This is a genomic window from Streptomyces sp. NPDC007863 (genome assembly GCF_040633895.1).
Taxonomy (GTDB): Bacteria; Actinomycetota; Actinomycetes; order Streptomycetales; family Streptomycetaceae; genus Streptomyces.
In genome coordinates, this window is the sequence record NZ_JBEYEI010000032.1 from 29,624 (window position 1) to 54,267 (window position 24,644).

A 24,644-nucleotide genomic window follows, 5' to 3' on the forward strand; every position below is an offset into this window, starting at 1 on the left:
CACGGTCGCTCCGGTTCACCGCCGTTCCGGTTCACGGTACGCGGCGCGCCCCGCCGCCGGCGCGAACCGGTGCCGGAGGTTGACCGCCGCCGCCCTGGCCACCGACACCGGGTTGAGGAAGCCGAGCGGGCCGATCAGCCGGGCGGAGAAGAGGTACATGTGCCGGGCGGCGCCCTCGTCCCGGGCGGCCGCCGAGAACATCAGGCGCTCCATCGGGTTGAAGGGGCGGGACCGGGCGAAGTCGACGGCGATCCTCTGGTGGGGCCGGAGCCGGCGGCGGTGGGTGCGGGCGTAGGCCGCGAGCGAGCGGTCGAGGTCGCCGCCGCCGGCCGCGGCGGGGCCGACGGCCTCGGCGAGCCAGTGCGCGGTCTGGAACGCCCAGCCGCAGCCGGTGCCCCACAGGGGGTCGCCGGTCAGGGCGGCGTCGCCGACGAGGGCGATGCCGGGGGCGGTGGGCTCGCGGGTGAGCAGCGGGTGGTCGACCATGCCGATGATCTTCGAGACGCGTTCGGCGGAGTCGAGGGGCGGCGCCTCGGGCAGGGCCCGGATGAAGGCCTCGAAGGCTCCCTCCAGGTCCTCGCGGAAGGCGGGGAGACGCTGCTTGTCGGGGACGACGGCGAGGACCGTGACGCCGTCGTCGTTGGGGAACGAGTACGCCATGTCGGGTTCGAGGAACCAGGTCTGGCCGATGCCGCCGGGCAGGGGGAGGTTCCGGTAGTGGGCGAGGTAGCCGAAGCGCCCGTTCTCGTGGCGCCGGGTGGGGATCCCGGCGAGCCGGGCGACGGCCGAGTCCTTGCCGTCGGCGCCGACCACGAGGCGGGCCCGCAGCTCCCGCTCGCCGCCGTCCGGGGTGGTGGCCCGCACGCCGGCGGTCCGGCCGCCCTCCTGGAGCAGCCCCGTCACCTTGTGGCCGGCGAGCAGGTCGACGCCGGGGGTCGCGGCCGCGCGGGACCTGAGGAGCGGGTCGAGGGTGGAGCGGCGGACGTTGTACGCGTACGGGAGCTCGGGTCCGCCGGGCGCCGGCTTCGGCACGATCCACCCCCAACGGGTGTACCAGCGTGCTTCGTTGCGTACCGCTCCGGCCTTCTCCAGCTCCGGTACGAGGCCCAGCTCGTCGAGGACCGGGTAGGCGCAGGCGGTGATGGCGTGGGTGCAGAGCACCTTGTACGCCTCCGGGTCCGAGCGGCGCTCCAGGAGCGCGACCCGGGCCCCGCGGCGCGCGAACAGGATCGCGGCGGTGCAGCCGGCGAGGCTGGCCCCCACGACGACGACGTCGTAGTCACCTCCCTCCACGCGCCGTTCCGATGCCGTGTGCCGTTCCGATGCCGTGCGCCGTTCCGATGCCGTGGTCTCGGGTTCGTCCATGCGCTGATCGCCCCCCCCTGAATCAGTGAAGGTCCCACTCCTGTCAGGGGCATGACCTCACTGTCAAGAGGGGCGGCCGGCGGGTACGCGAGCCCGGTCGCCCGGCACCGGAACGGGCCGGGTCAGCCGAGCGTCCAGCGCTGGCGGGCGCTCCCGGTGTCCGGCTGCTGGGTGACCTGGGCTCCGTTGCCCGAGGAGGCGGTGGTCAGGAGGAGGCCGCTGTGGACGGAGGCGAGGGTGGTGGTGCCGTCGGGGAGCGTCGTGAGGGTCCAGCGCTGGTTGGCGCCGCCGTGGCAGGTCCACTGGATGACCCGGGCGCCGGTGGCGGTGGAACCGCCCTCGATGTCCGCGCACTTGCCGGAGGAGAGGTTGCGCAGCTCGTGGCCGCCGTCGGCGTGCGGGGTGAGCGTCCACTTCTGGTTGGCACCGCCGTTGGGCGTCCAGGTGACGAGCCCGGTGCCGTTCGCGGTGCTGCTGTCGGGGTTGTCGAGGGCCTTGCCGCCGGTGGTGAGGGTGACCGTCCGGGGTGCGGCGCCGACGGGGGTGAGGGTGAGGGCCTGCTCGGCCGCCGTCCGGCCGCCGCCGACCGGGCTGCCGCTGGTGTCGGTCCAGCTGCGGGCCGGGGTGGTCTCGGCGGTGCGGCCGGCGGTGGCGGAGAGCCCGAGGACGAGCCCGCTGTGCCGGTTGACCAGCTTGTACGTGCCGGTGGGGGTGTTGTCGGCGGCGGAGGCGCCGGGGAGGACGAACCAGTCCTGGCCGACGCCGGAGGCGGCCGCCGTGACCGTGGGTTTCGTGCCCCACGCGCGCGTGGCCGCGCCGTTCGAGGCGACCCCGAGGAGACCGCCGGTGGCGCCGTTGGCGATGCGGTAGGAGCCGTCGCCCTTGGCGGTGAAGGTCCAGTGTTCCAGCGCCGAGCCGGTGGCGGCCGCCGTGGACGTGGTGGCGGTGCCGCCGGACACCTGGGCGAGGATCCGGCCGCCGCCGGCGGCGATCCGGTAGGCGCGGCCGGTGTCGACGGGCGCGGCGGGCTCGTTCGTGCCGATGCTCAGGTTGACGTACTCGCCGCTGGCGCCGCCGGAGCAGCCGAAGGAGCAGTAGGCGCGGAAGTCCTTGCCGACGATGCCGGAGGAGGTGCGGTTGCCCGCGTCGAGGAACCAGCGGTACCAGGACGCGGTCCGGTAGCTGCCGGTGTCGCCGAGCCGGAACCACTTCTGGGTCGTCAGGTCGGCGGTGGCGTACAGCTCCTGCGGGGCGTTGCCGCTCTGGTCGACGGCCTGCGGCTCGCCGATGTAGAGGCCGAGGTGCGCGTTGTAGGTGATGTCCATGACGAAGAGCGGGGAGGTCGCGGGCGTCAGGCCCGCGGCGACCTGCTGGGCGACGGTGCCGGCGTTGGCGGGGTCGTACTCGTCGGCGGTCGGCACGTAGCCGGTGGTGCTGCCCGCGCCGACCGGGACCATGGTGGACTCCCGGCCGCCGACGCCGGGCTGGGTCCAGGCGCCGTCGTACCACTTGCGCCAGGAGCCGGGCGCCATCTTCCCGGAGATCGGGGCGCGGGCGACGTGCCCGTAGAACGCGGCCCAGCCGCCGCCCTTGTTGACGATCCGGGAGCCGTAGAAGGCGTAGAAGTAGCCGGAGGCGGTGTCGACGAAGAGCCGGGGGTCGCCGGTGCCGTAGTGGTAGGTCTGCTGCGGGAAGGCGGCGGTGTCGCCGCGCCGCGTGCTGTACGGCGAGGTGATGACGTGGTCCTTGACGGTCCACGTGCGGCCCTGGTCCTCGGAGACGGCGTAGTCGATGCCGTCGTAGTGGATGCCGTCGGCGAAGGGCTGCGGGGTGAACTCGTTGTGGACGAGGCCGTACCAGTCGCCGGTGTCCGGGTCGACCCACATCCCGGTCAGGTCGCAGTAGTTGCGGTGGGCGTAGCCGCTGCCGGCGGGGGCCGGGGTGGACTCGACGCCGGTGACGCTGTTGTTGCAGCGCCAGGTGGTGTCGTTGTTGCGGTCGGCGGAGTTCGCCGGGTTCACCGCGTCGCTGATCGCGGACGAGCGGGTGGCGGAGTCGAAGTCGGTGCCGGTGTAGAAGGTCCACTTGCGGGGGTCGGTCGCCCCGTAGAGGGCGTGCGCCTGCTGGTAGTAGAAGGTGCCGTCCTTGTCGACGTAGGCACTGGCGGGGGTGTCGTCGGGCCGGTTCCAGGTGCCCTTGGCGCCGACGGTGACGGTGTAGGTGGCGGTCGCGGAGTGCGGCGCGGGGGTGGGGGCGGGCTCGGAGGCCGAGGCCGAGGCCGAGGCAGGGACGGGGGCGGGGGCGGCGAGGGCCGCGCCGCCGGACACGGCGAGGGCCGCCGCGACGAGCGTGCTCACGAATCTGGTGCGCGGAAGGTGCACGAGTACTCCCTGGGTGGAGGAGTCGGGCCGCTGACGGCTCGGACCCTAGGGCTCATTTGACCGGTAAAACAAGAGCCCTGCGCCGGGCGACTCGCTTTCTCCACAAGGGAGTTGGACGAACGGCGGAGGCGCGGGACGCGGCGCCGACGCCTTGACCGCAGGTGGGGGCCCGGTTACGTTGCGAGCCGGGCGGGAGCGACGGGCGGGGCGGGGGCGACGGGCGTCATGGTCACCATGCAGGACGTGGCGGAGCGGGCGGGCGTCACCAAGCAGACCGTCTCCAACGTCGTCACCGGGCGGGTCGCGGTGCGCCCGGCCACGGAGGCCCGCGTCCGCGCCGCGATCGCCGAGCTCGGTTACGTACCGAATCTGGTGGCCCGCTCGCTCGCCACCGGCAGCAGCCGCACCGTCGGGCTCTTCGTGCCGACCGTCTCGGTGCCGTTCTACGCGGACGTGGTCGAGGAGGTCGAGGACGCGCTGGAGGAGCGGGGCCACCGGCTGCTCCTGTGCACCACCCGCCTCGACGGGGAGCGGGCCCGGCGCCATCTGGCGGCGCTCGCCAGCCGCTCCGTCGACGCCCTCCTGATCGCCGGCGACCAGGACCTCACCGGCCATCTGCCGCTCCTCGCGGACGCCCGTTTCCCGGTGGTGCTCTGCGCCTGGGAGGCCGCGCTGCCGGCCGGCTTCCCGGTCGTCACGGTCGACTACGAGCACGGCGGCCACCTCGCGGGCCGGCATCTGCGGGCGCTCGGGCACGAGCGGGCGCTGGTGCTCGCCAGCCCCGCGCACACCGTCCGCGCCGCCGGATTCCGGCGGGCCTTCCGCGAGGACGGCGTCGAGCTGCCCGACGACGCGGTCCGGACGGCGGCGGAGCCCACCTTCCGGGGCGGGTTCGCCGCCGCGCTCGACGCCCTGCGGGACCGCCCCGGCACGACGGCCGTCTTCGCCACCCACGACGTCCTCGCGGTCGCCGCCGTGGAGGCCGCCCGCTCGCTCGGCCGCGCGGTCCCCGACGACCTGTCCGTGGTCGCCCACGACGACACCCCCGCCGGGCTGCTCTCCGGCACGGCCCTGACCAGCGTCACCCTCCCCAAGCGGGCCATGGCCCGGCAGGCCGTCGACCTCGCCCTGACCCCGGCCGCCCCCGGCACCGCCGTCTCCCGTCTCCTCCTCCCCACGCTCACCCCGGGCGAGAGCACCGCCCCGGTGTCCTGACGCGCCCGGGGGCGGGCGGTGGCCGGTCACCGCCCGCCCGGGACCGGTGTCAGGCCGCGGTGGTACGCCGCCCGTCGGGGCACTCGTCGCCGTACCCCTCGTCGCCGTAGCCCTTCGGCTCGCAGGGGTCCGGGCCCGGACCCGGCTCGTCGCCCCGGTCGTTGTCCAGGGTGACGAAGACGGCCTCCTGCTCGGCGCTCACCACGTACGGCCCGCTGACCGGTTCGGCCGGCAGCGCGTACCCGTCGGGGGCGGCGGTCTCCCGCAGGTAGTACGTCCCGTGGTCGAGGTCCGTGAAGCCGCACATCCCGGCGAAACCGGTGGTGCAGGGCGCGCCGACCCGGGTGTCACGAGTGGCGCCGGCGGTCTGCAGCCCGGGGACGCCGTTCGTCTCCTCCCACAGCTCGAAGGCGGCGCCGCGCAGCGGCATCCCGCTCTCCGCGTCGGTCTTGACGAGGCTCACGGAGCCGCTCCCCGGCGGGATCGGCGTACGGGAGTTGGCGGCTCGCACGGTGACGCCCGCGGACGCGTTCGCCTCCGTCAGCACCAGCGGGCCGAAGACCGGATCCGCCGGCAGGTCGTACCCGTCCGGCGCCTCCGTCTCCTGCCAGTAGTACGTCCCCGTCTCCACCGTCCGCTCGCAGACACCGTCCGCACCCGTCACGCACGGCGCGCCGACCGCCGTGTCCGGGTCCGCGCCACCGGTCTGGAGACCGGCGACACCGTTCGTCTCCTCCCACAGCCGGAAGCCGGCGCCCGGCAGCGGGTCACCGCTCTCGGCGTCCGTCTTGGCCACCCGCACCTCACCGGTGACCGGCGGGACGGCCGTGGCCGTGTTGTCCGCCTCGACGCCCACGCCCGCGGACGCGTTCGCCTCCGTCAGCACCAGCGGGCCGAAGACCGGATCCGCCGGCAGGTCGTACCCGTCCGGCGCCTCCGTCTCCTGCCAGTAGTACGTCCCCGTCTCCACCGTCCGCTCGCAGACACCGTCCGCACCCGTCACGCACGGCGTGCCGACGGTGGTGTCCGCGTTGATGCCCACGGTCTGGAGGCCGGCGACGCCGTTGGTCTCCTCCCACAGCCGGAAGCCGGCGCCCGGCAGGGGGTCGCCGGACTCGGCGTCCGTCTTGGTCACGCGGACCTCGCCGGTGACGGCGTTCGGGGTGTCGCAGTCGGGGAGGTCTCCGGTGAACGGGTAGGCGTGGAACTCCTGGCCGCCGCTCTCGCCGAGGCTGGTGTGGGTGAGGGAGCCGGTGGTGAAGAAGCGGCCGTTGACGCCGGGCAGGCTGACGGTCGTGGTGGACGCCTGGTTGCCGATGAGGAAGCTGCCCTGGAACTGGCCGGTGCCGGAGAGGGTGACCTCGGTGGCGTCGGGGAAGTTCCACAGCAGCCGCTCGCGGTAGGCGTTGAGCGGGTCGTCGTTGTCGGCGATGCCGCCGCTGTAGGTGTGGAGGGTCCGGGCGGGGCCGCCGGTGACGTTGACGAGGATCGTCGCGCCGGCGGGGATGCCGGCGAAGACGATGCCCTGCTGGCCGCCGTTCGCGGCGACCATGTCGAAGCCGACGTCGAAGACCTGCAGCGCGGAGCTGCCGTCGCCGGTGAAGAGGGTCTGGCCGCCCTGGTTGACGGCCGTGCCGGTGGGCGTGCGCGGGGCGCCGTCCACGCGCGCGTAGCACTGGCTCGCGGCGGTCAGCTCGTCCCGCAGGGCGGTGTAGGGGGCGGTGGCGTCGTCGTCCTGTTCGAGGGGGGCCTGGACCAGGCCGGTCACGGTGCCCGCGTGGCGTACGACCCCGGCCTCGGCCAGCACCCGCTGCTCCGCGGCGACCGTGATGTCGCCGCCGGTGGTGAGCCAGTCCTCGCCCTCCGAGGGCGCCACCTTCGAGCCGACGCCGACCTCGCCGATGTTGTAGATGCCGGGCGCGGCCTTGTTCATGTCGAAGTCGTCGAGGACGACGACGCGGCCCTCGGCCTCGGCGGCCCGGCCCCTGACCAGGTAGTCGGCGCCGACGTAGATGTTGACCGCGTCGTCACGGCCCTTGACCGCGCCGTTGTCGATCGGGGGGAAGGGGCTCGGGCAGCCCGGCGGATCGCCGCCGACGCAGGGGCCGAGGCCCCCGGGGAGGGTCGCGGCGGCCGCCGGGGCGGCGGCCGGGCCGAGGACCAGGGCGGGGACCGACGCGAGCGCCAGGGCGCAGGCGAGGCCGGTCGTCCCGGCGCGCCGCCGGCGGCGGGCCGGGCGGCGGGGCGTGAGCAGTGTCATGCGGGGAGTCTCGGAGGGCGGCGGACGGCCCACCACCGGTGCGGTCCGCCGTTGGGCCGGCCGGGGCGGCCGCTCACCCGTCAGGATCCCCGGGACCCCCGTGGGGGGCGGCGCCCGCCGGGGCGATCCGGTCGGTGCCGAGCCGGCGGGCGAGGGCCGGTTCCCGGGCGAGTACGGCTCCGATGGTGAAGGCGAAGGTCAGCGCGGCGCAGACGACGATCAGCCAGGACAGCAGGGTGAGGACCAGGCCGAGGGAGCCGTACTCGGCGAGGGCACGGTTGAGCGCGCCCGGCATGTAGAGGCGGGCGGTGACGCCGAGCGCGGTGGAGGCGGCGGCGCCCAGCAGGGCCCCGGGCAGCAGCGGCAGCCAGGGCACGCGGTTGGCGAGCAGGAGGTGCTGGGTCCACAGCCAGACGCCGGTGGCGAGGAGGAAGAACAGCGGGAGGCCGAGCCAGGCGCCGGCGCCGAAGCCGTCCCGGATCGGCGCCTGCAGGAACACGACGACGACCAGGGCGAGCAGCCAGACCGCCCACCGCCAGGCGGCGATCCGGGTCCCGGCCTTGGGCAGGCCCCAGGCGCGCTCGCAGACGCGGGCCATGGCCCGGCTGAAGCTGGTGGCGGAGACCAGGGCGACGAGGGCGCCGACGGCGCCGGTGGTCTCCCGCACCGCGTCGTCGGCGGTCCGGTCGAAGACCTGCTGGAGCTCCTGGTCGGCGCCGCCGGTGAGGCCGAACATGGAGCGCAGCGACTCCCTGAGCTGGTCGCGGACCGGGGCGGGGGCGAAGGCGGCGAGGGCGAAGAGGAGCGGGATCGCGGCGAGGAAGGCCTGGGCGGCGAGGCGGGTGCCGGCGTCGAGGAGGTTGCCGCCGACGAGCCGTTCGGTCACCTCGGTCAGGACCGGGAAGCGCCGCTCGGCGCCGGCGCGCAGACTCCGCAGCCGGTTCACCCACGACATCGCGCCGCCTCCCGCCCCGCCTCGCCGGTCTTCCCGCCATGAGACGCCGCCGCCGCTTCCCCGGCCATCCGGCGGCGGCCGAACGGGCGGCTCACCGCTCCCAGTAGCGGGCCAGCGCGCCCTCCTTGTACGGGGCGGGGCTGACGCTCAGATCGCCGGCGAAGGGCCGGTCCAGGACGAGGACGAGCAGCAGGCTGAAGCCGATCAGCGCGGCGACGGCGGCGACGAACAGCAGCTGGATCCGCAGCCGCCGCATCCCGTACAGGAAGGTCAGCGGGACGAGGACGAGCGCGCCGCCGAAGGCGAGGACCTGGAGCAGCGGCGGCAGTTCCTGCTCGGCCATGGTGATCCGGGCGCGGCGCTGGGCGGCGACGTCGTTGAGGTGGGAGACGGCCTCCTCGTAGAACACCTCCTCGCGCGGGGTCTTCGGGTCGTACGCCTGGAGCACCTCGAAGGCCTGGACGAGGCTGCGCTCGGTGGCGCCGTACCGCGGCACGCCCTCGCGCATCAGCGGCCACTGCTGCTCGACGACGGTGTGGACGTAGTCGCTGAGCGCGGCGTCGAGCCCGGCCCGGACGGGCGGCGGGAAGGCGGCGGCGTCCCGGGCGATGAGGGCGACGTCGGTGGCCTCGGCGGCGACGATCGTCTGGGTGCTCTCCAGCTGGGTCCAGAGGGTGACGATCACGAAGGCGAGGATGATCCCGTAGATCGCGCCGAACATCCCGAGGGTCACGCCGACCATGTCGTTGTGTTCCCCCTCGGCGAGCGACGGGTGACGGCGGCGGAGGAGCACGCTGCCCGCGACGGCGAGGACGACGGTCCCGCCGACGAGGACGACGGCGAGGGTGAAGGAGCTGAAGTGGTTGAGCAGCCAGAGCGACATGGGCGCGGAGTCTAGGGAGCGGGCGCGCGGCCTCTGGACCACTACCGAGGCGTACGCCCCCGGCGCGGGGGGAGAGTGCACACCATCGGGTGACGCGGCCGGACGGCCCGGTGACCACCGTGGGAGTACGGCGGCCACCGGGCCGGACGGGACCGAGTCGGGTCGGGTCGGACCGGACCGAGTCAGGTCGGGTCGGGCCGGGTCAGGTCAGGTCAGTCGGGTGAGGAGGTCGGCGAAGAGTCCGGGCCGGTTCCAGTACCCGACGTGCGAGGTGGGCAGGGTGTGCACGTCGAAGGGGTGGTCGGGGGTGAGCGCGTCCGCCTTGCGGATCATGTGGTCCTGGACGGCCGGGGTGAGGCCGCGGTCGGCGGAGAGGCGGACGTAGGTGTGGGGGACCCTGCGCCAGGCCTCGGGCCGGATCAGCGCGCCCGCTTCCAGGACGGCGTGGTTCTCGTCCGCGTCGAGCGTGTCGAGGAAGTGACGGAAGAGGGGGTCGGGGGCGTCGGCCATGATGGCGGCCTTCAGCGCGGCGAAGGTCTCCGGGTCGGCGTGGGCGCGGCGCCAGTCGAGGCGGACGACTCCGGGGTCGCCGTCCGGGGCCTCGTGGGGGACGGCGATGCGGGCCGCCGCCGCGTCGAGCAGGTTGTCGTCGACGACGTCCCACGGCTCGGTGAGCATGGCGGGGTCCGCGAGGCAGAGCGCCGAGAGGTAGACGACCCGGTCGACGAGCTCGGGGGCGGCGTTGACGACGGCGGTGAGGGTGAGCCCGCCGAGGCTGTTGCCGGCGAGGACGACGGGGCCGTGGGCGGCGAGCCTCCGCAGGACGCCGACGACGTGGCGGACGTTGTCGGCGAGGGTGACGCCGCTCATCGGGGAGGGCTCGCGGGTGAGGCCGGCACGGTCCGCGCCGGGCCGGTGGTAGGCGGCGGGGCCGGTGGCCGTGTCGCCGTGACCGGGCAGGTCGACGGCGTACGAGCGGTGGCCGCGCAGGGCCAGCTCGTTGCGGAGCGGGGTCCAGGCACGGGCGTTGCTGGAACCGCCGTGCACGAACACGAAGGTGGGGCGCTGGTCTGAGCGCATGGGAGGGATCCTCGTCATCCTGAGGCGAAACGGTGGACGCGTGGACCTCGGGACCGGCGGACGCGAAGGCGCGACAGCGCGACGGCACGAAGACGTGACCGCACGAAGGCACGAAGGCGCGACAGCCCGCGGCGGCGCGCGGGAACCCGTGGGAGCACGCCTGGGAAAGGCGCGGCTACGGGCGCGCGGACGGGCCGGGGTGGGCCGGGACCGTGGTCAGCGTGCGGAACGGAGCCGGTTCGCGCGGAAGTTCGGGATGACGGAGCACATGGAGCCGACCGTAACAGCCCTCCCCCGTCCCGGCCACGCCTTTTCGGGCTGGTAACTTCTACAGCACTGTAGAAGTTCGACCGAGGGAGTGTGAGCCGACGATGGCGCTGTGGGACCGGATCAGGGAGTCCGCCTCGACCATGCAGACCCAGCTGACCGCGCGGAAGAACGAACTGACCAGCGGGGCCTTCCGGGACGCGAGCATGGCGATGTGCGCGCTGGTCGCCGCGGCCGACGGGAGCGTGGACCCGGCCGAGCGGCGGCGGGTGGCCCAGCTGATCGCCGCCAACGAGGTGCTGCGGAACTTCGACGCGGCCGACCTCCAGCGGCGCTTCGACGCCCAGCTCGACCGGCTCGCCGCCGACTTCGACTTCGGGAAGGTCGCCGTCCTCCAGGAGGTCGCCAAGGCGGGGAAGAAGCCGGCCGAGGCGCGGGCCGTCGTCCAGATCGGCATCGTCATCGGCGGGGCCGACGGCCACTTCGACCCCACCGAGCGGGCCGTCGTCCGCGAGGCCTGCTTCGCCCTCGGCCTGCCCCCGCACGAGTTCGACCTCTGAGCCGCACCCTCCGCGAGGGGCCGTCAGAGCGGGGTCGCCGCCTTGAGGACCGCGTAGAGCGCCAGCGCCGAGTTGGCCGAGGAGAGGGCCGAGACCGCGACGCCGACGACCGCGCCCCACAGGGCGAGGCCGACCGCGGTGCCGGCCGGCGGCCAGGCGCGCGGGGCGGGCGGCGGCGCGAGGAGCGCGGCGACCCGGCGCGGCACGGGCCCGGCGACGGCGAAGCCCGGCAGGGCCATCGGCCGCGCGCCGCCGGGGGCCAGCGCCGCCCGCCCGATGGCCCGCGCCACCACGCGCCGGCTGCCGACCCGTACGGCCGCCTCCTCGTCCGCCCACCGCTCGGCCGAGTACGTGACGGCCGTGCGCAGCGGGCGCAGGAACGGATTGGCCGCCGCGGCGAGCCGCGCCACGAGCAGCAGCCGGTCGTGGCGCCCCGTCAGATGCGCCCGCTCGTGGGCGAAGAGGGCCCGCCGCTCGGCCGGGCCGAGCCGGTCGAGCATGCCCCGGCTGACCACGATCCGGCCCCGGGAGCGGCGCGCCGCCGCCGCCGGCAGGGCGTACGCGTACGGCTCCGGGTCCGGCAGGACCGCGACCGGCGTGTCCGGCAGCCCCGCGAGCGCGCGGGCGGCCCGCCGGCGGACGCTCCGGTGGCGCAGCAGCACCCGGCCGCAGACCGCGACCAGCGCGAGGAGCGCCGGGATCGCCGCCCGGCCCGCGATCTCGTCGTGGGGCAGGGCGGCCCGCACCTCCGGGTCGGACCAGGCGTCGGGCAGCGGGTTGCCGGGCAGCTGGGCGGTGCCCACGACCATGAGGAGCGCGAGGCAGAGCGTGCTGCAGACGGCGAGCACGGCGGCGACGGCGGTGAGCAGCCGGGTCGCGGCGCGCGGGTGCAGGTGGTGCTCGGCGAGGCGCGCGACGGGCCAGGCGGTCAGCGGCAGCACGAGCGGCAGGAAGACGAAGACGCCCATGGGATCACCCCTCCCCCGTCGCCCTTTCTCTTCCCTCTTCCCCTTCCCCTTCCTCTTCCCCTTCCCCTTCCTCTTCCCCTTCCCCTCCTTCTTCCGCACGGGCCAGCAGGGCCCTCAGGAGCTGTTCGTCGGAGGCGGGGAGGGTGGTGACGAAGCGGGTGAGGACGGCCTGCCGGTCGCCCTCGCCGTCGAGCAGCCGGCGCATGCGGAGCGCGGCGAGCCCGGCCTCGTCGGCGACGGCGGTCCACTCGAAGGAGCGGCCGGCTCGCTCGCGGGCGACGGCGCCCTTGGCGTGGAGGCGGGTGAGGATGGTGATGACGGTGGTGTACGCGAGTCCCCCGCCGAGCCGTTCCCGCACCCGGCCCGCGGTGACCGGTCCCCCGGCGGCCCGCACCGCCGCGAGGACCTGTGCCTCCAGCTCGCCCTGGCCGCGCCGGGGCGCGGCGGCGCCGGGCTCCGCGCCTTCGGCGTCCCGCTTCTTCATCCCTCGTCCGCCTTCCCGTTCCCGGCCGCTCGTCCGGGCCACCCGGGTGCCGTTCATCGTTCGGGGGGCGACCCTACCCGGTTCTTCTACGCCCCTGTAGATTGACGCGGGTCAGGACCCCCGTCCCGTCCCCGCCAGGAGTGTCACCCCATGTTCGGTCTGAGCGAGATCGCGATCCTGCTGGTCGTCGTCGCCCTGGTGGTCGGCGCGCGGAAGCTGCCGGAGCTGGCCCGCAACGCCGGCAAGGCGGCCCGGATCCTCAAGGCCGAGGCACGGGAGATGAAGGCCGACGGCACCCGCCGGGAGCCGACGGTGACGTACACGGTCAAGGCGAACCCGGCCCCGGCCGCCGGTGCCCCGGCCGCCGGCGCTCCCGCCGCAGGCGAGAAGCACTGACCCCACGCGTCACGCGGCGGGGAGCGGCTCGGAGACCGACGCCAGGTAGCGGGCGTACTCGTCGAGCGCGGCCAGCGCCTGCTCGTCGTCGCGGTCGATCAGCCAGGTGAGGGTGAGGCCGTCGAGGACGCCGAGGCCGTGCCGGGCGAGGACCGCCAGGTCGACGGTCCAGGCGAGACCGGCCGCCCGGGCCATCGACTCCAGGTGGGCGCGGTTCACGTCCAGGTAGTGCCGGTACTGACGGCGGGCCAGGTCGGCGAGGCCGGGGCGGCGCAGCGCGTACTGGGTGACCTCGTACGTGACCAGGTGCTCGTCCGGGCGGGCCAGGACCTGCTCCCAGTAGGCGTGGAGGACGGCGCGGACCTTCTCGAAGGGCGTCGCGCCCTCGGGGTGGGCGAGGTCGGCCGGCGGGAGGTTCCGCTCCATGATCCGCTCGATGACGGTCTGGAACAGCTCCTCCTTGGAGCGGAAGCAGTAGTGGAAGGCGCCGAGCGGCACCCCGGCCTCGGTGACGACGGCCCGGGTGGTGGCCTTGCCGACGCCGTCGCGGATCATGACCCGGATCGCCGCCTCCGCCAGCTGCTCGCGGCGCTCGGCGGCGGAGAGTCGGGGCATGGCGCGGGCTCCTCGGGGAGGGTGGGGACGTCGGGCCGGGTCAACGTACCGCAGGGGGCGCGTCGGGGCCCCGGGCCGAGGCCCTACAGGAAGGCCATGCCCTCGCCGCGATAGGTGGGGACGGCGTCGACGATCCGGTCGTGCTCCACGAGGTGGAGGGTGTCGACGCGCTCGCACAGCTCGCCCGCCTTGGCGTGCCGGAACCAGACGCGGTCGCCGACCCGGAGGGTGTCGGCCGCCGGTCCGGTCAGCGGGGTCTGCACCTCGCCCGCGCCCTCGGCGCCGAGCATCCGCAGCCCGGCCGGGTGGACGGGGACGGGGAGCCGGTCGGGGCCGGGCGCGCCGGAGGCCGCCCACCCGCCGCCGAGGACGGTGACGTGGCCGGGGGCGGGGCGGCGGACCACGGCGAGCGCGAAGAAGGCGGCGGGCAGCGGGCTGAAGCCCCGGTAGTGGTCGAAGAGCGCGGGGGCGTAGAGCCCGGAGCCGGCGCCGAGTTCGGTGACGGCGGGCTCGGCGGAGGTGGACTCCAGGCTGCCGGTGCCGCCGCCGTTCACGAACTCCAGCGGCGCCACCTCCCGCACGGCGCGGACGGCGGCGGCGCGGCGGGCGCGCAGTTCGCGGGCGGAGAGCTGCTGGACGACGCGGACGGCGGCGCGCATCGGCCGGGCCTGGGTCGGCTGGGCGTCGCCGACGCCCGCGATCTGGCCCTCGTACGCCATGACGCCGACGAGCCGCAGTCGCGTCCTGGCGACGACGGCGCGGGCCAGCGCCGCCGCCTGCGCGGGGGCGTGCAGCGGGGAGCGGCGCATGCCGAGGTGGACGCGGCCGCCGAGCAGGCGGAGGGAGGCGTCGAGGTCGAGGCAGACCCGCACGGGCGGCCCGGAGGGGCCGATCGCCGTGGTGAGGAGGTCGAGCTGTTCGGGCGAGTCGACCATGACGGTGACGCGGGCGGCGGCGTCCTCGTCGGCGGCGAGGCGGCGCAGCGCGTCGGTGTCGGCGGTGGGGTAGCCGACGAGGACGTCGGCGGCGGGGTCGCGGGCGGCGAGCCAGAGGGCCTCGGGGAGGGTGAAGGCGAGGACGCCGGAGAAGCCGGGGTGGGTGAGGACCTCGTCGATGAGGGCGCGGCAGCGGAGCGACTTGCTGGCGAGGCGGATCGGTTTGCCGCCGGCGCGGCGGGCCATCTGGGCGGCGTTGGCGCGCAGGGCGCCCAGGTCGACGACGGCGAAGGGCGGCTGGAGGCCGGCGGTCGCCTTCTCCAGGTCGGCGAAGCCGGCGGGGCGCGGGAGGGGCACGGCGGCGGCTGCGGCGTCGGGGCGGGCGCTTGCCATGGTGGGCGGCCTTTCGTGGACCTGTTCGGGGACCTGCGGACCCGTTCGTGAACCCGTCCGTGAACCCGCTCGGGGACCGTGCGGGGCTTCTCCGGAACCGGTGGCGACGCCGTCACGGTCTCTTGGTCGTCCGTCCAAGTCAAGACTCCGCGACCCTTGACTTGGACGCTTGTCCAAGTCCACCCTTCCGGACAATGAGAACCGGCGGTAACCCGCCACTCCGGCCGAAGGGACCGCCCGGCATGAGCAGCAGCGAGAACGGCGCCGTCTGGCGCAACTGGGCCGGGAACGAGGAGGCCCGCCCCCGCCGGGTGCTGCGCCCGGCGAGCACCGAGGACGTCGCGGCGGCCGTGAAGGACGCGGTACGGGACGGGCTGCGGGTCAAGGCGATCGGCTCGGGCCACTCCTTCAGCGGCGTCGCCGTCGCCCCCGGGGTGCAGCTGCGCCTCGACCGGCTCGACGCGGCCGTCTCCGTGGACGCGGAGACCGGACTCGTCACCGTCGGCGCCGGCATGCCGCTGTGGAAGCTGAACCCGCTGCTCGCCTCGCACGGCCTCGCCCTGGAGAACATGGGCGACATCGACCGGCAGACGGTCTCGGGCGCGATCTCCACCGGCACCCACGGCTCGGGCGTCCGCTTCGGCGGCATCGCCACCCAGGTCCGGGCGCTCGAACTCGTCCTCGCCGACGGGTCGGTGACGGTCTGTTCGGAGACGGAGCGGCCGGAGCTCTTCGCGGCGGCCCGGGTCGGCCTCGGGGCGCTCGGCGTCATCACCCAGGTCACCCTCCAGACCGTCCCGCTGTACGCCCTGCACGCCCGGGACGCCTCGATGCCGGTGGCGGAGACCCTCGGCCGGCTCGACGAACTCGTCGCGGACAACGACCACTTCGAGTTCTTCTGGTTCCCGCACAGCGAGACCACGCTCACCCGCCGCTTCCGCCGGCTGCCCGGCGACACGCCCCTCTCCCCCATCGGCGACTTCTCCCGGCGCCTCGACGAGGCCGTGAGCGGCCCCGCCTTCGAGGCGCTGAACCGGCTCGGCACCCGGCTGCCCCGCCTGGTGCCGCCGATCACCCGCTTCGCCGCGCGCGCGATGTCCTCCCGGACCTGGACGGACCACGCGTACCGGATCTTCGCCTCGGTGCGCGACGTCCGCTTCCACGAGGGCGAGTTCGCGATCCCCCGCGCCCACGCGGCCGAGGCGCTGCGCGAGCTGCGGACGTGGATCGACGCCCACGGCGAGCCGGTGTCGTTCCCGCTGGAGGTCCGCTTCACCGCCGCCGACGACATCTGGCTCTCCACCGCGCAGGGCCGGGAGAGCTGCTACATCGCCTTCCACCAGTACCACCGGATGCCGTACCGCCGGTACTTCGACGCCTGCCAGAAGATCCTGGGCTCCTACGGCGGCCGCCCGCACTGGGGCAAGATGCACGACCTGGGCGCGGAGGAGCTGCGTCCCCGCTACGAGCGCTTCGACGACTTCGTGGCCCTGCGGAACTCCCTCGACCCCTCCGGCGTCCTCTCCAATCCGTACCTCGACCGCGTCCTCGGCGCACCTCCGGCGGCGGGCTGACCTCGGCGCCGGGCGGTGGCACACTGGCCCGGTCTGCCGAAGGAGTACCACCGTGTCCGTGATCCAGCGCCTGCGCACCGCCGTCCGCCGGACCTACCGCCGCACCGTGGACCTGAGCCACCCGGCGCGCTCGCCGCTCGGCAGCGCGGTCGTCAACTGCGTGGTGTACGCCGACGGGGTGCGGCGCCCCGTCCGGGGCGGCGGCGCCGAGCAGGCGCTGCGGCATGTGCGGCGCACCGGCGACGGTTTCGTGTGGATCGGCCTGCACGAGCCGGCGGAGAAGGAGCTGACGGTCCTCGCCGAGCTGTTCGGCCTGCACCCGCTGGCCGTCGAGGACGCCGTCCACGCCCATCAGCGCCCCAAGATCGAGGAGTACGACGGCGTGCTCTTCGCCGTCCTGAAGACGGTCCGGTACGTCGAGCACGAGGAGCTGACGGCGACCAGCGAGGTGGTGGAGACCGGCGAGCTGATGGCCTTCGTCGGGCCCGACTTCGTCATCACCGTCCGGCACGGCGGGCACGGTTCCCTCGGTCCCCTGCGCGAGGCCCTGGAGGAGCTGCCCGAGCAGCTGACCAAGGGCCCGTCGGCGGTGCTGCACGCCGTCGTCGACCACGTCGTCGACGACTACCTCGCCGTCGCGGACGCGGTGCAGACCGACCTCGACGCGATCGAGAACGCGGTCTTCTCCGCGCAGGCCGACCGCGGCGACGCGGGCCGGATCTACCAGCTCAAGCGGGAGCTGCTCGAACTGCGCCGGGCCGTCGCCCCGCTCGCCCGCCCGCTGACGGCGCTCGCGACCCGGCCGATGCCGCTGGTGGACCCGGAGATCCGGGCGTACTTCCGGGACGTCACCGACCACCTCTCCCGCGTGACCGAGCAGATCGCCTCGTACGACACCCTGCTCGACTCGGTGCTGCAGGCGCACCTGGCGCAGGTGACGGTGGCGCAGAACGAGGACATGCGGAAGATCACCGCGTGGGCGGCGATCGTGGCCGTGCCGACGATGGTCTGCGGGGTCTACGGCATGAACTTCGACCACATGCCGGAGCTGCGCTGGACGTACGGCTACCCGCTGGTCCTCGGGGTGATCGCGACGGCGTGCTACGTCATCCACCGCGGCTTCCGGCGCAACGGCTGGCTGTAGGGGCGAGGCCCCGGCGGAGCGTGACGCGGGGTCGCGCTCCGGAGGCGCGGCGTGCGGGTGTGAGATGGCCGACGCCCGACCGTCGGATCTTGACGGTTCCCTGACGCGCTGGCGCGGATCCGGGCCGGTCCCGCTGCTTAGGCTGACCCGGCCCGCCGGTCGGCGGGCCCCACCCCACCCTCACCAGTCAGTCCGGGAGCCCCCATGTCCACCGCGAACGACACGCGCACGAGCCGGCTGCGCGCGTGGATGCTGGAGGGCCTGTCCGACATGGGCAAGGGCAAACCCTCCCGTCCGAAGGAGACCGCTCCGGACGCCGGGCACCGGGGGCAGCCCTGGTACCGGGTGATGTGCCTGACCGGTGTCGACTACTTCTCCACCCTCGGCTACCAGCCCGGCATCGCCGCCCTCGCGGCCGGCCTGCTCTCCCCCGTCGCGACGATCGTGCTGGTGATCGTGACGCTGGCGGGCGCGCTGCCGGTCTACCGGCGGGTGGCCGAGGAGTCCCCGCACGGCGAGGGCTCGATCGCGATGCTGTCGCGGCTCCTGTCGTTCTGGAAGGGCAAGCTCTTCGTCCTGACGCTGCTGGGCTTCGCGGCGACCGACTTCCTCATCACCATCACGCTGTCGGCGGCCGACGCCTCCACCCACCTGGTGGAGAACCCCCACCTGGAATCGGCCCTGCACGACAAGCAGGTGATCATCACGATGGTGCTGATCGCGCTGCTCGGCGCGGTCTTCCTCAAGGGCTTCCTGGAGGCGATCGGCGTCGCCGTCGCCCTCGTCGGCGTCTATCTCGCCCTCAACGCCGTCGTCGTCGTGACCGGCCTGTGGCAGGTGATCACCGAGGGCCACGTGGTCACCGACTGGACCGCCGCCCTCACCCAGGAACACGGCAACGTCTTCGTCATGATCGGCGTCGCGCTGATCGTCTTCCCCAAGCTCGCCCTGGGCCTGTCCGGCTTCGAGACCGGCGTCGCCGTCATGCCGCACGTCAAGGGCGACGAGGGCGACACCGAGGCGAAGCCCGCCGGGCGGATCCGCGACACGAAGAAGCTCCTCACCACCGCGGCGCTGATCATGAGCGTCTTCCTGATCTGCACCAGCTTCATCACCACCGTGCTGATCCCGCACGAGGAGTTCGAGTCCGGCGGCAAGGCCAACGGCCGCGCCCTGGCCTACCTGGCCCACGAGTACCTCGGCAACACCTTCGGCACCGTCTACGACGTCTCCACCATCCTCATCCTCTGGTTCGCCGGCGCCTCCGCCATGGCGGGCCTGCTCAACCTGATGCCCCGCTACCTCCCCAAGTACGGCATGGCACCGCACTGGGCGCGGGCCGTCCGCCCGATGGTCATCGTCTTCACCCTGGTCGCGTTCCTGGTGACGTGGATCTTCGACGCCGACGTCGACGCCCAGGGCGGCGCGTACGCCACCGGCGTCCTCGTCCTCATCTGCTCGGCCGCCATCGCCGTGACCATCGCCGCCCGCAAGGCGGGGCAGAAGGGCTGGACGATCGGCTTCGGGATCATCTCCGTCGTCTTCCTCTACACCACGGTCGTCAACGTCATCGAGCGCCCGGACGGCGTGAAGATCGGCGCCTGCTTCATCGCCGGCATCATCCTCATCTCCCTCCTCTCCCGCCTCGGCCGCGCCTTCGAGCTCCGCGTCACCCACGTCGAGCTCGACGCCATGGCGGAACGCTTCATCCGCGACATCTCCCACCGCACCCCCCGCTTCATCGCCAACGAGCCGGACGCGCGGGACGTCGCCGAGTACCGCGACAAGATCGACCAGATCCGGGCGGACAACGACCTGCCGACGACGGAGGACTTCGTCTTCGTCGAGGTCACCGTCACCGACCCCTCCGAGTTCGAGGCCGGGCTCACCGTCCGCGGCGAGGTCCTCCACGACCGCTACCGCGTCCTCACCGTCGAGTCCTCCTCCGTCCCCAACGCGCTGGCCGCGCTCCTCCTGCACTCCCGGGACCTCACCGGCACCCGCCCCCACATCTACTTCGAGTGGACCGAGGGCAACCCCTTCGCCAACTTCTTCCGCTTCTTCCTCCTCGGCCGGGGCGAGGTCGCGCCGACCACCCGCGAGGTGCTGCGCGAGGCGGAGCCCGACCGCGACCGCCGGCCCCGCGTCCACGTCGGCTGACCGGCCCGGACACGCGCCCCGGGCGGCGGATATGAGAGGTTTGCTCCGTTCATCCGATCGACGGGCGGCGGAGAGGTGCGGCACGGCATGGCGCGGTGGGACGGGACGGGGACGGCGGCGGGCCCCGAAGGGGACGCGCGGCCGGCGGACGACGGGGCCCGCTGGTTCCGGGTCCTGCTGCACGTGGGCTTCTTCCTGCTGCTCGGCTCCTCGCTGACCCGCTTCCTGATGCGGCACACCGGCGAGGGGATCGCCCCCTGGGTGGTCACCCTCGCCGCCCTGCTCGCGGTGCTGTACGTGGCCGAGCCCGCGCTCGCCGACGACCGGGCCCGGCGGCACGTGTGGCTCGGCGCCTGCGCGGCCACGTGGATCGCGCTGGTCTTCCTGGCCCCGAGCTTCGCCTGGTGCTCGATCCCGCTCTTCTACCTCGGACTGCGCGATCTGCGGCCGCCGGTCGCCGCCTGCTTCATCGGGGTGCTCACGGTCGTCTCGGTCACCGCGCAGCTGCGGCTCGCGGGCCGCTTCGAGTTCGACATCCTGCTCGCGCCGCCGGCGATCGCCGCGATCTGCGTCGCCGTCTTCGTCCGCATGGACCAGCAGACCCGACGGCAGCGCGAGCTCATCGCGGACCTCGTCCGCACCCGCAGGGAGCTGGCCGCCACCGAGCGCCGCGAGGGCACCCTCGCCGAGCGGCAGCGGCTCTCCATGGAGATCCACGACACCCTCGCCCAGGGCCTGTCCAGCCAGCAGATGCTGCTCCAGGCCGCCGACCGCACCTGGCGCTCGGACCCCGAGACGGCCCACCGGCACGTCCGCGCGGCCACCGCGATCGCCGAACACAACCTCACCGAGGCCCGCCGCTTCGTCCACGATCTGGCCCCCGCCGACCTCGCCGGGGGCGGCGGCCTGGACGAGGCCCTGCGCACCCTGGCCCGCCGGGACTCCACCGGCGGCCTCGCCGTCCGCTGCCACATCGAGGGCGTCCCGGCCCGCCCGCTGCCGGACCGGGTCCAGTCGGCGCTCCTCCGGATCGCGCAGGGCGCGCTCGCCAACGTACGGGAGCACGCGAACGCCCGTACCGCCGCGCTCACCCTCACGTACCTCGACGACCAGGTCGTCCTGGACATCGCCGACGACGGCCGGGGCTTCGACCCGGCGGCGGTCGGCGCGGGCGGCGGCGTCCGGGGGCACGGCCTGCCGGCGATCCGCACCCGGGCCCACCAGCTGGGCGGCACCCTGACGGTCGAGTCGGCGCCGGGCGAGGGCACGGTCCTGTCGGCCGCGGTCCCCCTGACCGCGTCCTGACCGCGTCCTGAGCGCTGCCGGGCCGATCCGCTCCCGGTCAGGCGGCGGGAGCGCCGCCCGGGTAGGCGACCCGCGCGGTGACGCGGGCGATCCGCCGCGCGGACTCCTCGGGCGGTGCGACGGGCTGGACGATGTGGCTGACGGTGAGCCGCACGATGGTCTCGACCGCGAGCCCCCGCGACTCCTCGTCCACATCGGGCCAGGCCTCGATCGCGTACGCGTCGAGCAGGGTCATCGCGGTGCCGAAGACGGGCTCGGTGCGCGTGGTCAGGTACGCGAGCAGATCGGCGTCGGCCCCGCCCCGGGCGGCCAGCAGCACGCTCTTGATCAGCGGATTGTCGACGGCCTGCTGGAGGGTGTACCGCACCCCGGCCCGCGCGGCCCGCTCCAGCTGTCCCCGGTGCGCGTCCAGCTCCCGCTGGATCCCCACCAGGAACCGCTCCAGCTCGCGCTGGACGAGCGCACCGCCGATGGCCTCCTTGGACCCGAACTCGTTGTAGAGCGTCTGCCGGCTGATCCCCGCGGCCCGCGCGATGGCGGTCATCCGCAGCACGCCCCACCCGTCGGCCGCCACGAGCCCATAGGCGGCATCGAGCACCTGCTCCCGGAGCAGGGACCGAACACTCTCACGGAAACTGGTCATCGTGCCCCCACCATAGACGCGCGGCGGGGCCGCCGAGGTGACGGACTATGACGCTTCCGCGCGCTCGGCGAGAAGTCGCCGGTACCAGCTCAGGTGGCGGGGGAAGACGGCGGTGAAACCGGGGCCCGGGCCGCGGCCGAAGTCGGTCCAGGGGCGCTCGTCGGCGAACCAGTGGTCCAGGCCGAACATCTCCAGGTGGTGCGCGGCGAGCGGGTTCCCGGCCAGCAGCGTCCGGGCCTCGGCGAAGTCCACGGCGGGACCCCGGGCGGCCCGCACCGACTCCGGGAGCAGGGGGTCGACGGCGGCGAGCAGCTCGTCGTCGGAGACCGGGTCCGGGTGGGCGAGGTAGTACGCGCCGGGCCCGGTGGCCGGGGAGAGCGCGGCGCCGAGCAGGGCGCCCGCCAGGCTCTCCACCTCGATGAGCGAGTGGAGCGAGCCGCTGCCGGCGAGCGGCCCGGGCAGCGCGGCGAGCAGCGTCAGGATTCCGGGGACGACCTGCCGGTCCCCGGTCCCGTAGACGAGGTGCGGGCGCAGGACGGTGCCGCCGGCGTCCAGGACGTACCGCTCGCCCGCGGCGCGGGTCCGGCTGGTCGCCGACACGGGGGCGAGCGGGAGGGTGTCGGGGGCGGCGGCCCGGAAGGGGCCCCGGCCGTGCACGGACGCCGTGCTGAGGGAGACGATCCGGCCTGCTCCGGCCCGGCGGGCGGCGTCGACGAGGTCGCGGGTGCCGTGGTCGTTGACGGCCCGCAGGAGCTCCTCCTCGCCGCCGATCGCGGAGGCGCAGTGGATGACGGCGTCGACCCCTTCACAGGCCCGGCGCAGGCTGCCGGCGTCCCGGACGTCGCCCTGGACGGTCTCGACGACGGCGCCGCCGGCCGGGGCCTGCGGGTGCGCGGCGGGGGCCGCGTCCGGGTTCCTGACGAGCAGGCGCACCCGGTCGAGATCGGGGTGCGCGGCGGCCGCGGCGGCGACCCGGCCGCCGATGAAGCCGGTGGCGCCGGTGACGAGGAGGCGGGTTCCCATGACGATCTTCCGGTGAGAGGGGCGGACGCGGCCGGGCGGTCAGCCGGCGAGGCGGCGGTCGACGTCGGCGAGCGCGACGGCGCCGGTCGGCGAGGAGAAGGTGCAGGTGAAGACGGACTGGCCGTCCTGGCGCCCGGAGACCCGCACGGCGTACGACTCGGGGTCGAGGGCGGGGACGGCCTCGGCCGTGATCCAGCACGGGGTGTCGAGCTCGGCGTAGCGGTGGAAGGAGACGTTCATCACCGAGGGGAAGAACTTCTCGGACCCGGCGGTGGCGTGCGCCGCCTGGCGGGCCGCCTCCAGGAGCAGCATGCCGGGGACGTGGTCGTTGGGGCGGCGGAAGAGCGTGGGGTGGCCGGTGTCGACGCGCAGCTGCCACTGGCCGGGCAGGGGGCCCGCTCCGAGGACCACGTCCTCGGGCCGCTCCCGGCCGACCGTCTGGGGGTCGATGCCGGATATGAGCGGCACCGGCCGGCCGAGGAGGGCCAGCTGGGGGCCGCGGATCCGGCGGTACGCGGCGGCGGAGGTGCAGCTCGCCACGCCCCGCCCGGTCGCCACGAGGCTTCCGTCCCGGGTGAGGACCGTGGTGGTGCGCAGCGCCCGCAGCCCCCGGCCCCGGCCGCGCACGTCGGAGAGGATCACGTCGACGGTGAGGTCGGTGCCGCCGCCGTCCACCAGGAGGGCGTCGGGCTCGGCGTCGTAGGAGAGGTCCCAGAGGACGAACTGCGACTCGACGGGGACGTCGTACTCGGCGTGGGCGATGAGCATCGTCGCCTGGCGTATGGTCTCGGCGACCAGAATCGGATCGTGCCGGTCGCCATCGACCGGGGAGAAGAAGGGATGCCCGGTGGACCAGGCGGCGGAGACGGAGAAGCGATTCTCCGCGAGCTGCGTCCAGCCGGTGGGGATGATGTCCAGGGGATCGTGCCGGTGGACGAACTCTCCGGGGACGCTCGTCCCCGTCGTCTCCCCGTGTGGATTGTGCCGGTCCATGACTGTTCCCCCTGTGACCCTTCCCCCCGGGCGTCATGCCCGGCCCGGCGTAGGGTACGTACGTTCCGGTTTCTTTTTCAATGCTTCACGTCACACGGCGAAAGCACACAGTGAGACAGCGGGAGGGCCCTGTGGCGCAACAAGCGCGTGCCATCCGAACACGACGGACGATCCTCGAAGCAGCCGCCACCGTCTTCGCGGAGCGCGGATACGAGCGGGCCACCGTCGGGGAGATCCTCGCGCGCGCGGGAGTGACCAAGGGTGCGCTGTATTTTCACTTTGCGTCCAAGGAAGAGGTCGCGATGGGCGTCCTCGACGCCCAGCTGCTCGACGAGCCGCTCACTCCGCAGGAGGTCAAGCTCCAGGAGCTCATAGACCAGGGCTTCCTGCTCGCCCACCGCCTCCAGCACGATCCGCTGGTGCAGGCGAGTGTGGCGCTCGCCCTGGACAGTGGAGCCGTGAGTGTCAACCGCGCCATCCCGTTCCAGGCCTGGGTCGACCAGGTCTCGGACATCCTCACCGTGGCGCGGGCGCGCGGCGAGCTGCTCCGCCACGTCAATGTGACGGACACGGCCGAACTGTTCTCCGGCGCGTTCACCGGAATCCAGACGATGTCCGCGGTGCTGTGCGATCGCAATGATCTTCCGCATCGGACGACGGTGCTGATGAAGCATCTGATCCCGTCGATATGTACGCCGTCGATCCTGCTGGAGCTGGACATGAGCGCGGAGCGGGGGCGGGCCCTCGCCGCCGAGTACGAGGCGGGGCGGCACCGCCGGGACGACGTCCCGGCCGACGTCCACGCGTAACCGGAGCGCCCACAAAAACATACCGACCAGTCTGATATGCGCCCCGACGGCACCCCGCCGTCGGGGCGCTCTGGCATCATGGCACTGAGTGTGTTTTGCTGAGGGTACTCAGTGCCACAAGCATTCCAGGGAGCTCGAAACCATGGGCAAGGACTTCGACCTGTACCGGACGTCCGAGGAGCACGAGATGCTCCGGGAGTCGGTGCGTGCGCTGGCGGAGGCGAAGATCGCTCCGT

At 74.2% G+C, this 24,644-nt stretch carries 21 protein-coding genes; 8 read left to right on the plus strand and 13 right to left on the minus strand.

What is annotated here, in order from left to right:
• Positions 1–15: 15 nt before the first annotated feature.
• Together ABZ621_RS34930 and ABZ621_RS34935 are read right to left on the minus strand one after the other, a co-directional pair.
• Positions 16–1,293: an NAD(P)/FAD-dependent oxidoreductase gene (locus ABZ621_RS34930; RefSeq protein WP_360610796.1), complete on the minus strand. Its 1,278-nt coding sequence runs from the start codon at positions 1,291–1,293 to the stop codon at positions 16–18.
• Positions 1,294–1,487: 194 nt separating this feature from the next.
• Complete coding sequence (locus ABZ621_RS34935; RefSeq protein WP_360610798.1) at positions 1,488–3,722, minus strand: RICIN domain-containing protein; 2,235 nt, start codon at positions 3,720–3,722, stop codon at positions 1,488–1,490.
• A gap of 249 nt (positions 3,723–3,971) precedes the next feature.
• Here ABZ621_RS34935 and ABZ621_RS34940 point away from each other — a divergent pair, with 249 nt between their 5' ends.
• Positions 3,972–4,961 carry a LacI family DNA-binding transcriptional regulator gene (locus ABZ621_RS34940; protein ID WP_360610800.1) on the plus strand — a complete coding sequence of 330 codons (990 nt, stop codon included), beginning with the start codon at positions 3,972–3,974 and terminating at the stop codon, positions 4,959–4,961.
• A gap of 49 nt (positions 4,962–5,010) precedes the next feature.
• Here the strand turns inward: ABZ621_RS34940 and ABZ621_RS34945 are convergent, their stop codons facing one another.
• From ABZ621_RS34945 to ABZ621_RS34960, 4 genes are all read right to left on the minus strand, one after another.
• Positions 5,011–7,221 (minus strand): choice-of-anchor A family protein, encoded by a 2,211-nt coding sequence (locus ABZ621_RS34945; protein ID WP_360610801.1) that lies wholly within the window; start codon positions 7,219–7,221, stop codon positions 5,011–5,013.
• Between the two features lie 73 nt (positions 7,222–7,294).
• Positions 7,295–8,176 carry a YhjD/YihY/BrkB family envelope integrity protein gene (locus tag ABZ621_RS34950; RefSeq protein ID WP_360610803.1) on the minus strand — a complete coding sequence of 294 codons (882 nt, stop codon included), beginning with the start codon at positions 8,174–8,176 and terminating at the stop codon, positions 7,295–7,297.
• 91 nt (positions 8,177–8,267) lie between these two features.
• Positions 8,268–9,059, minus strand: a complete 792-nt coding sequence (locus tag ABZ621_RS34955; protein ID WP_360610805.1) for a DUF4239 domain-containing protein — start codon at positions 9,057–9,059, stop codon at positions 8,268–8,270.
• A gap of 207 nt (positions 9,060–9,266) precedes the next feature.
• A complete protein-coding gene (locus ABZ621_RS34960; protein WP_360610807.1) occupies positions 9,267–10,139 on the minus strand; it encodes an alpha/beta fold hydrolase in 873 nt (290 codons plus the stop codon).
• 371 nt (positions 10,140–10,510) lie between these two features.
• On the opposite strand from ABZ621_RS34960, the gene ABZ621_RS34965 reads away from it, so the two are divergent.
• Positions 10,511–10,966 carry a tellurite resistance TerB family protein gene (locus ABZ621_RS34965; RefSeq protein ID WP_360610809.1) on the plus strand — a complete coding sequence of 152 codons (456 nt, stop codon included), beginning with the start codon at positions 10,511–10,513 and terminating at the stop codon, positions 10,964–10,966.
• Between the two features lie 23 nt (positions 10,967–10,989).
• On the opposite strand, the gene ABZ621_RS34970 is transcribed toward ABZ621_RS34965, so the two are convergent.
• Together ABZ621_RS34970 and ABZ621_RS34975 are read right to left on the minus strand one after the other, a co-directional pair.
• On the minus strand, positions 10,990–11,934 hold the full coding sequence (locus ABZ621_RS34970; protein ID WP_360610811.1) for a M56 family metallopeptidase: 945 nt from the start codon (positions 11,932–11,934) through the stop codon (positions 10,990–10,992).
• A 4-nt stretch (positions 11,935–11,938) separates the two neighbouring features.
• Entirely contained in the window at positions 11,939–12,418 is a 480-nt protein-coding gene (locus ABZ621_RS34975; RefSeq protein ID WP_360610813.1) for a BlaI/MecI/CopY family transcriptional regulator, read from the minus strand.
• 150 nt (positions 12,419–12,568) lie between these two features.
• Here ABZ621_RS34975 and ABZ621_RS34980 point away from each other — a divergent pair, with 150 nt between their 5' ends.
• Positions 12,569–12,814 carry a twin-arginine translocase TatA/TatE family subunit gene (locus ABZ621_RS34980; protein WP_360610815.1) on the plus strand — a complete coding sequence of 82 codons (246 nt, stop codon included), beginning with the start codon at positions 12,569–12,571 and terminating at the stop codon, positions 12,812–12,814.
• Positions 12,815–12,823: 9 nt separating this feature from the next.
• Here ABZ621_RS34980 and ABZ621_RS34985 read toward each other — a convergent pair whose 3' ends face one another.
• Together ABZ621_RS34985 and ABZ621_RS34990 are read right to left on the minus strand one after the other, a co-directional pair.
• Complete coding sequence (locus ABZ621_RS34985; RefSeq protein ID WP_360610817.1) at positions 12,824–13,429, minus strand: TetR/AcrR family transcriptional regulator; 606 nt, start codon at positions 13,427–13,429, stop codon at positions 12,824–12,826.
• 83 nt (positions 13,430–13,512) lie between these two features.
• On the minus strand, positions 13,513–14,757 hold the full coding sequence (locus ABZ621_RS34990) for an alanine racemase (RefSeq protein WP_360610819.1): 1,245 nt from the start codon (positions 14,755–14,757) through the stop codon (positions 13,513–13,515).
• A 242-nt stretch (positions 14,758–14,999) separates the two neighbouring features.
• Here ABZ621_RS34990 and ABZ621_RS34995 point away from each other — a divergent pair, with 242 nt between their 5' ends.
• The 4 genes from ABZ621_RS34995 (at position 15,000) to ABZ621_RS35010 (ending at position 20,940) form a co-directional block, all read left to right on the plus strand.
• On the plus strand, positions 15,000–16,331 hold the full coding sequence (locus ABZ621_RS34995) for a D-arabinono-1,4-lactone oxidase (RefSeq protein WP_360610821.1): 1,332 nt from the start codon (positions 15,000–15,002) through the stop codon (positions 16,329–16,331).
• 52 nt (positions 16,332–16,383) lie between these two features.
• Positions 16,384–17,475, plus strand: coding sequence for a magnesium and cobalt transport protein CorA (locus ABZ621_RS35000; RefSeq protein ID WP_360610823.1), 1,092 nt, complete (start codon positions 16,384–16,386; stop codon positions 17,473–17,475).
• 204 nt (positions 17,476–17,679) lie between these two features.
• Entirely contained in the window at positions 17,680–19,635 is a 1,956-nt protein-coding gene (locus tag ABZ621_RS35005; RefSeq protein WP_360610825.1) for an amino acid transporter, read from the plus strand.
• 87 nt (positions 19,636–19,722) lie between these two features.
• Entirely contained in the window at positions 19,723–20,940 is a 1,218-nt protein-coding gene (locus ABZ621_RS35010; RefSeq protein ID WP_360610827.1) for a sensor histidine kinase, read from the plus strand.
• A gap of 37 nt (positions 20,941–20,977) precedes the next feature.
• Here ABZ621_RS35010 and ABZ621_RS35015 read toward each other — a convergent pair whose 3' ends face one another.
• The 3 genes from ABZ621_RS35015 to ABZ621_RS35025 are packed head-to-tail and all read right to left on the minus strand — an operon-like array spanning position 20,978 to position 23,599.
• Positions 20,978–21,583 carry a TetR family transcriptional regulator gene (locus ABZ621_RS35015; RefSeq protein ID WP_360610829.1) on the minus strand — a complete coding sequence of 202 codons (606 nt, stop codon included), beginning with the start codon at positions 21,581–21,583 and terminating at the stop codon, positions 20,978–20,980.
• Positions 21,584–21,628: 45 nt separating this feature from the next.
• Positions 21,629–22,606 carry an NAD-dependent epimerase/dehydratase family protein gene (locus tag ABZ621_RS35020; protein ID WP_360610831.1) on the minus strand — a complete coding sequence of 326 codons (978 nt, stop codon included), beginning with the start codon at positions 22,604–22,606 and terminating at the stop codon, positions 21,629–21,631.
• Between the two features lie 39 nt (positions 22,607–22,645).
• A complete protein-coding gene (locus tag ABZ621_RS35025) occupies positions 22,646–23,599 on the minus strand; it encodes a ScbA/BarX family gamma-butyrolactone biosynthesis protein (RefSeq protein WP_360610833.1) in 954 nt (317 codons plus the stop codon).
• Between the two features lie 131 nt (positions 23,600–23,730).
• Here ABZ621_RS35025 and ABZ621_RS35030 point away from each other — a divergent pair, with 131 nt between their 5' ends.
• Positions 23,731–24,408: a ScbR family autoregulator-binding transcription factor gene (locus ABZ621_RS35030; RefSeq protein ID WP_360610835.1), complete on the plus strand. Its 678-nt coding sequence runs from the start codon at positions 23,731–23,733 to the stop codon at positions 24,406–24,408.
• Positions 24,409–24,644 lie beyond the last annotated feature (236 nt).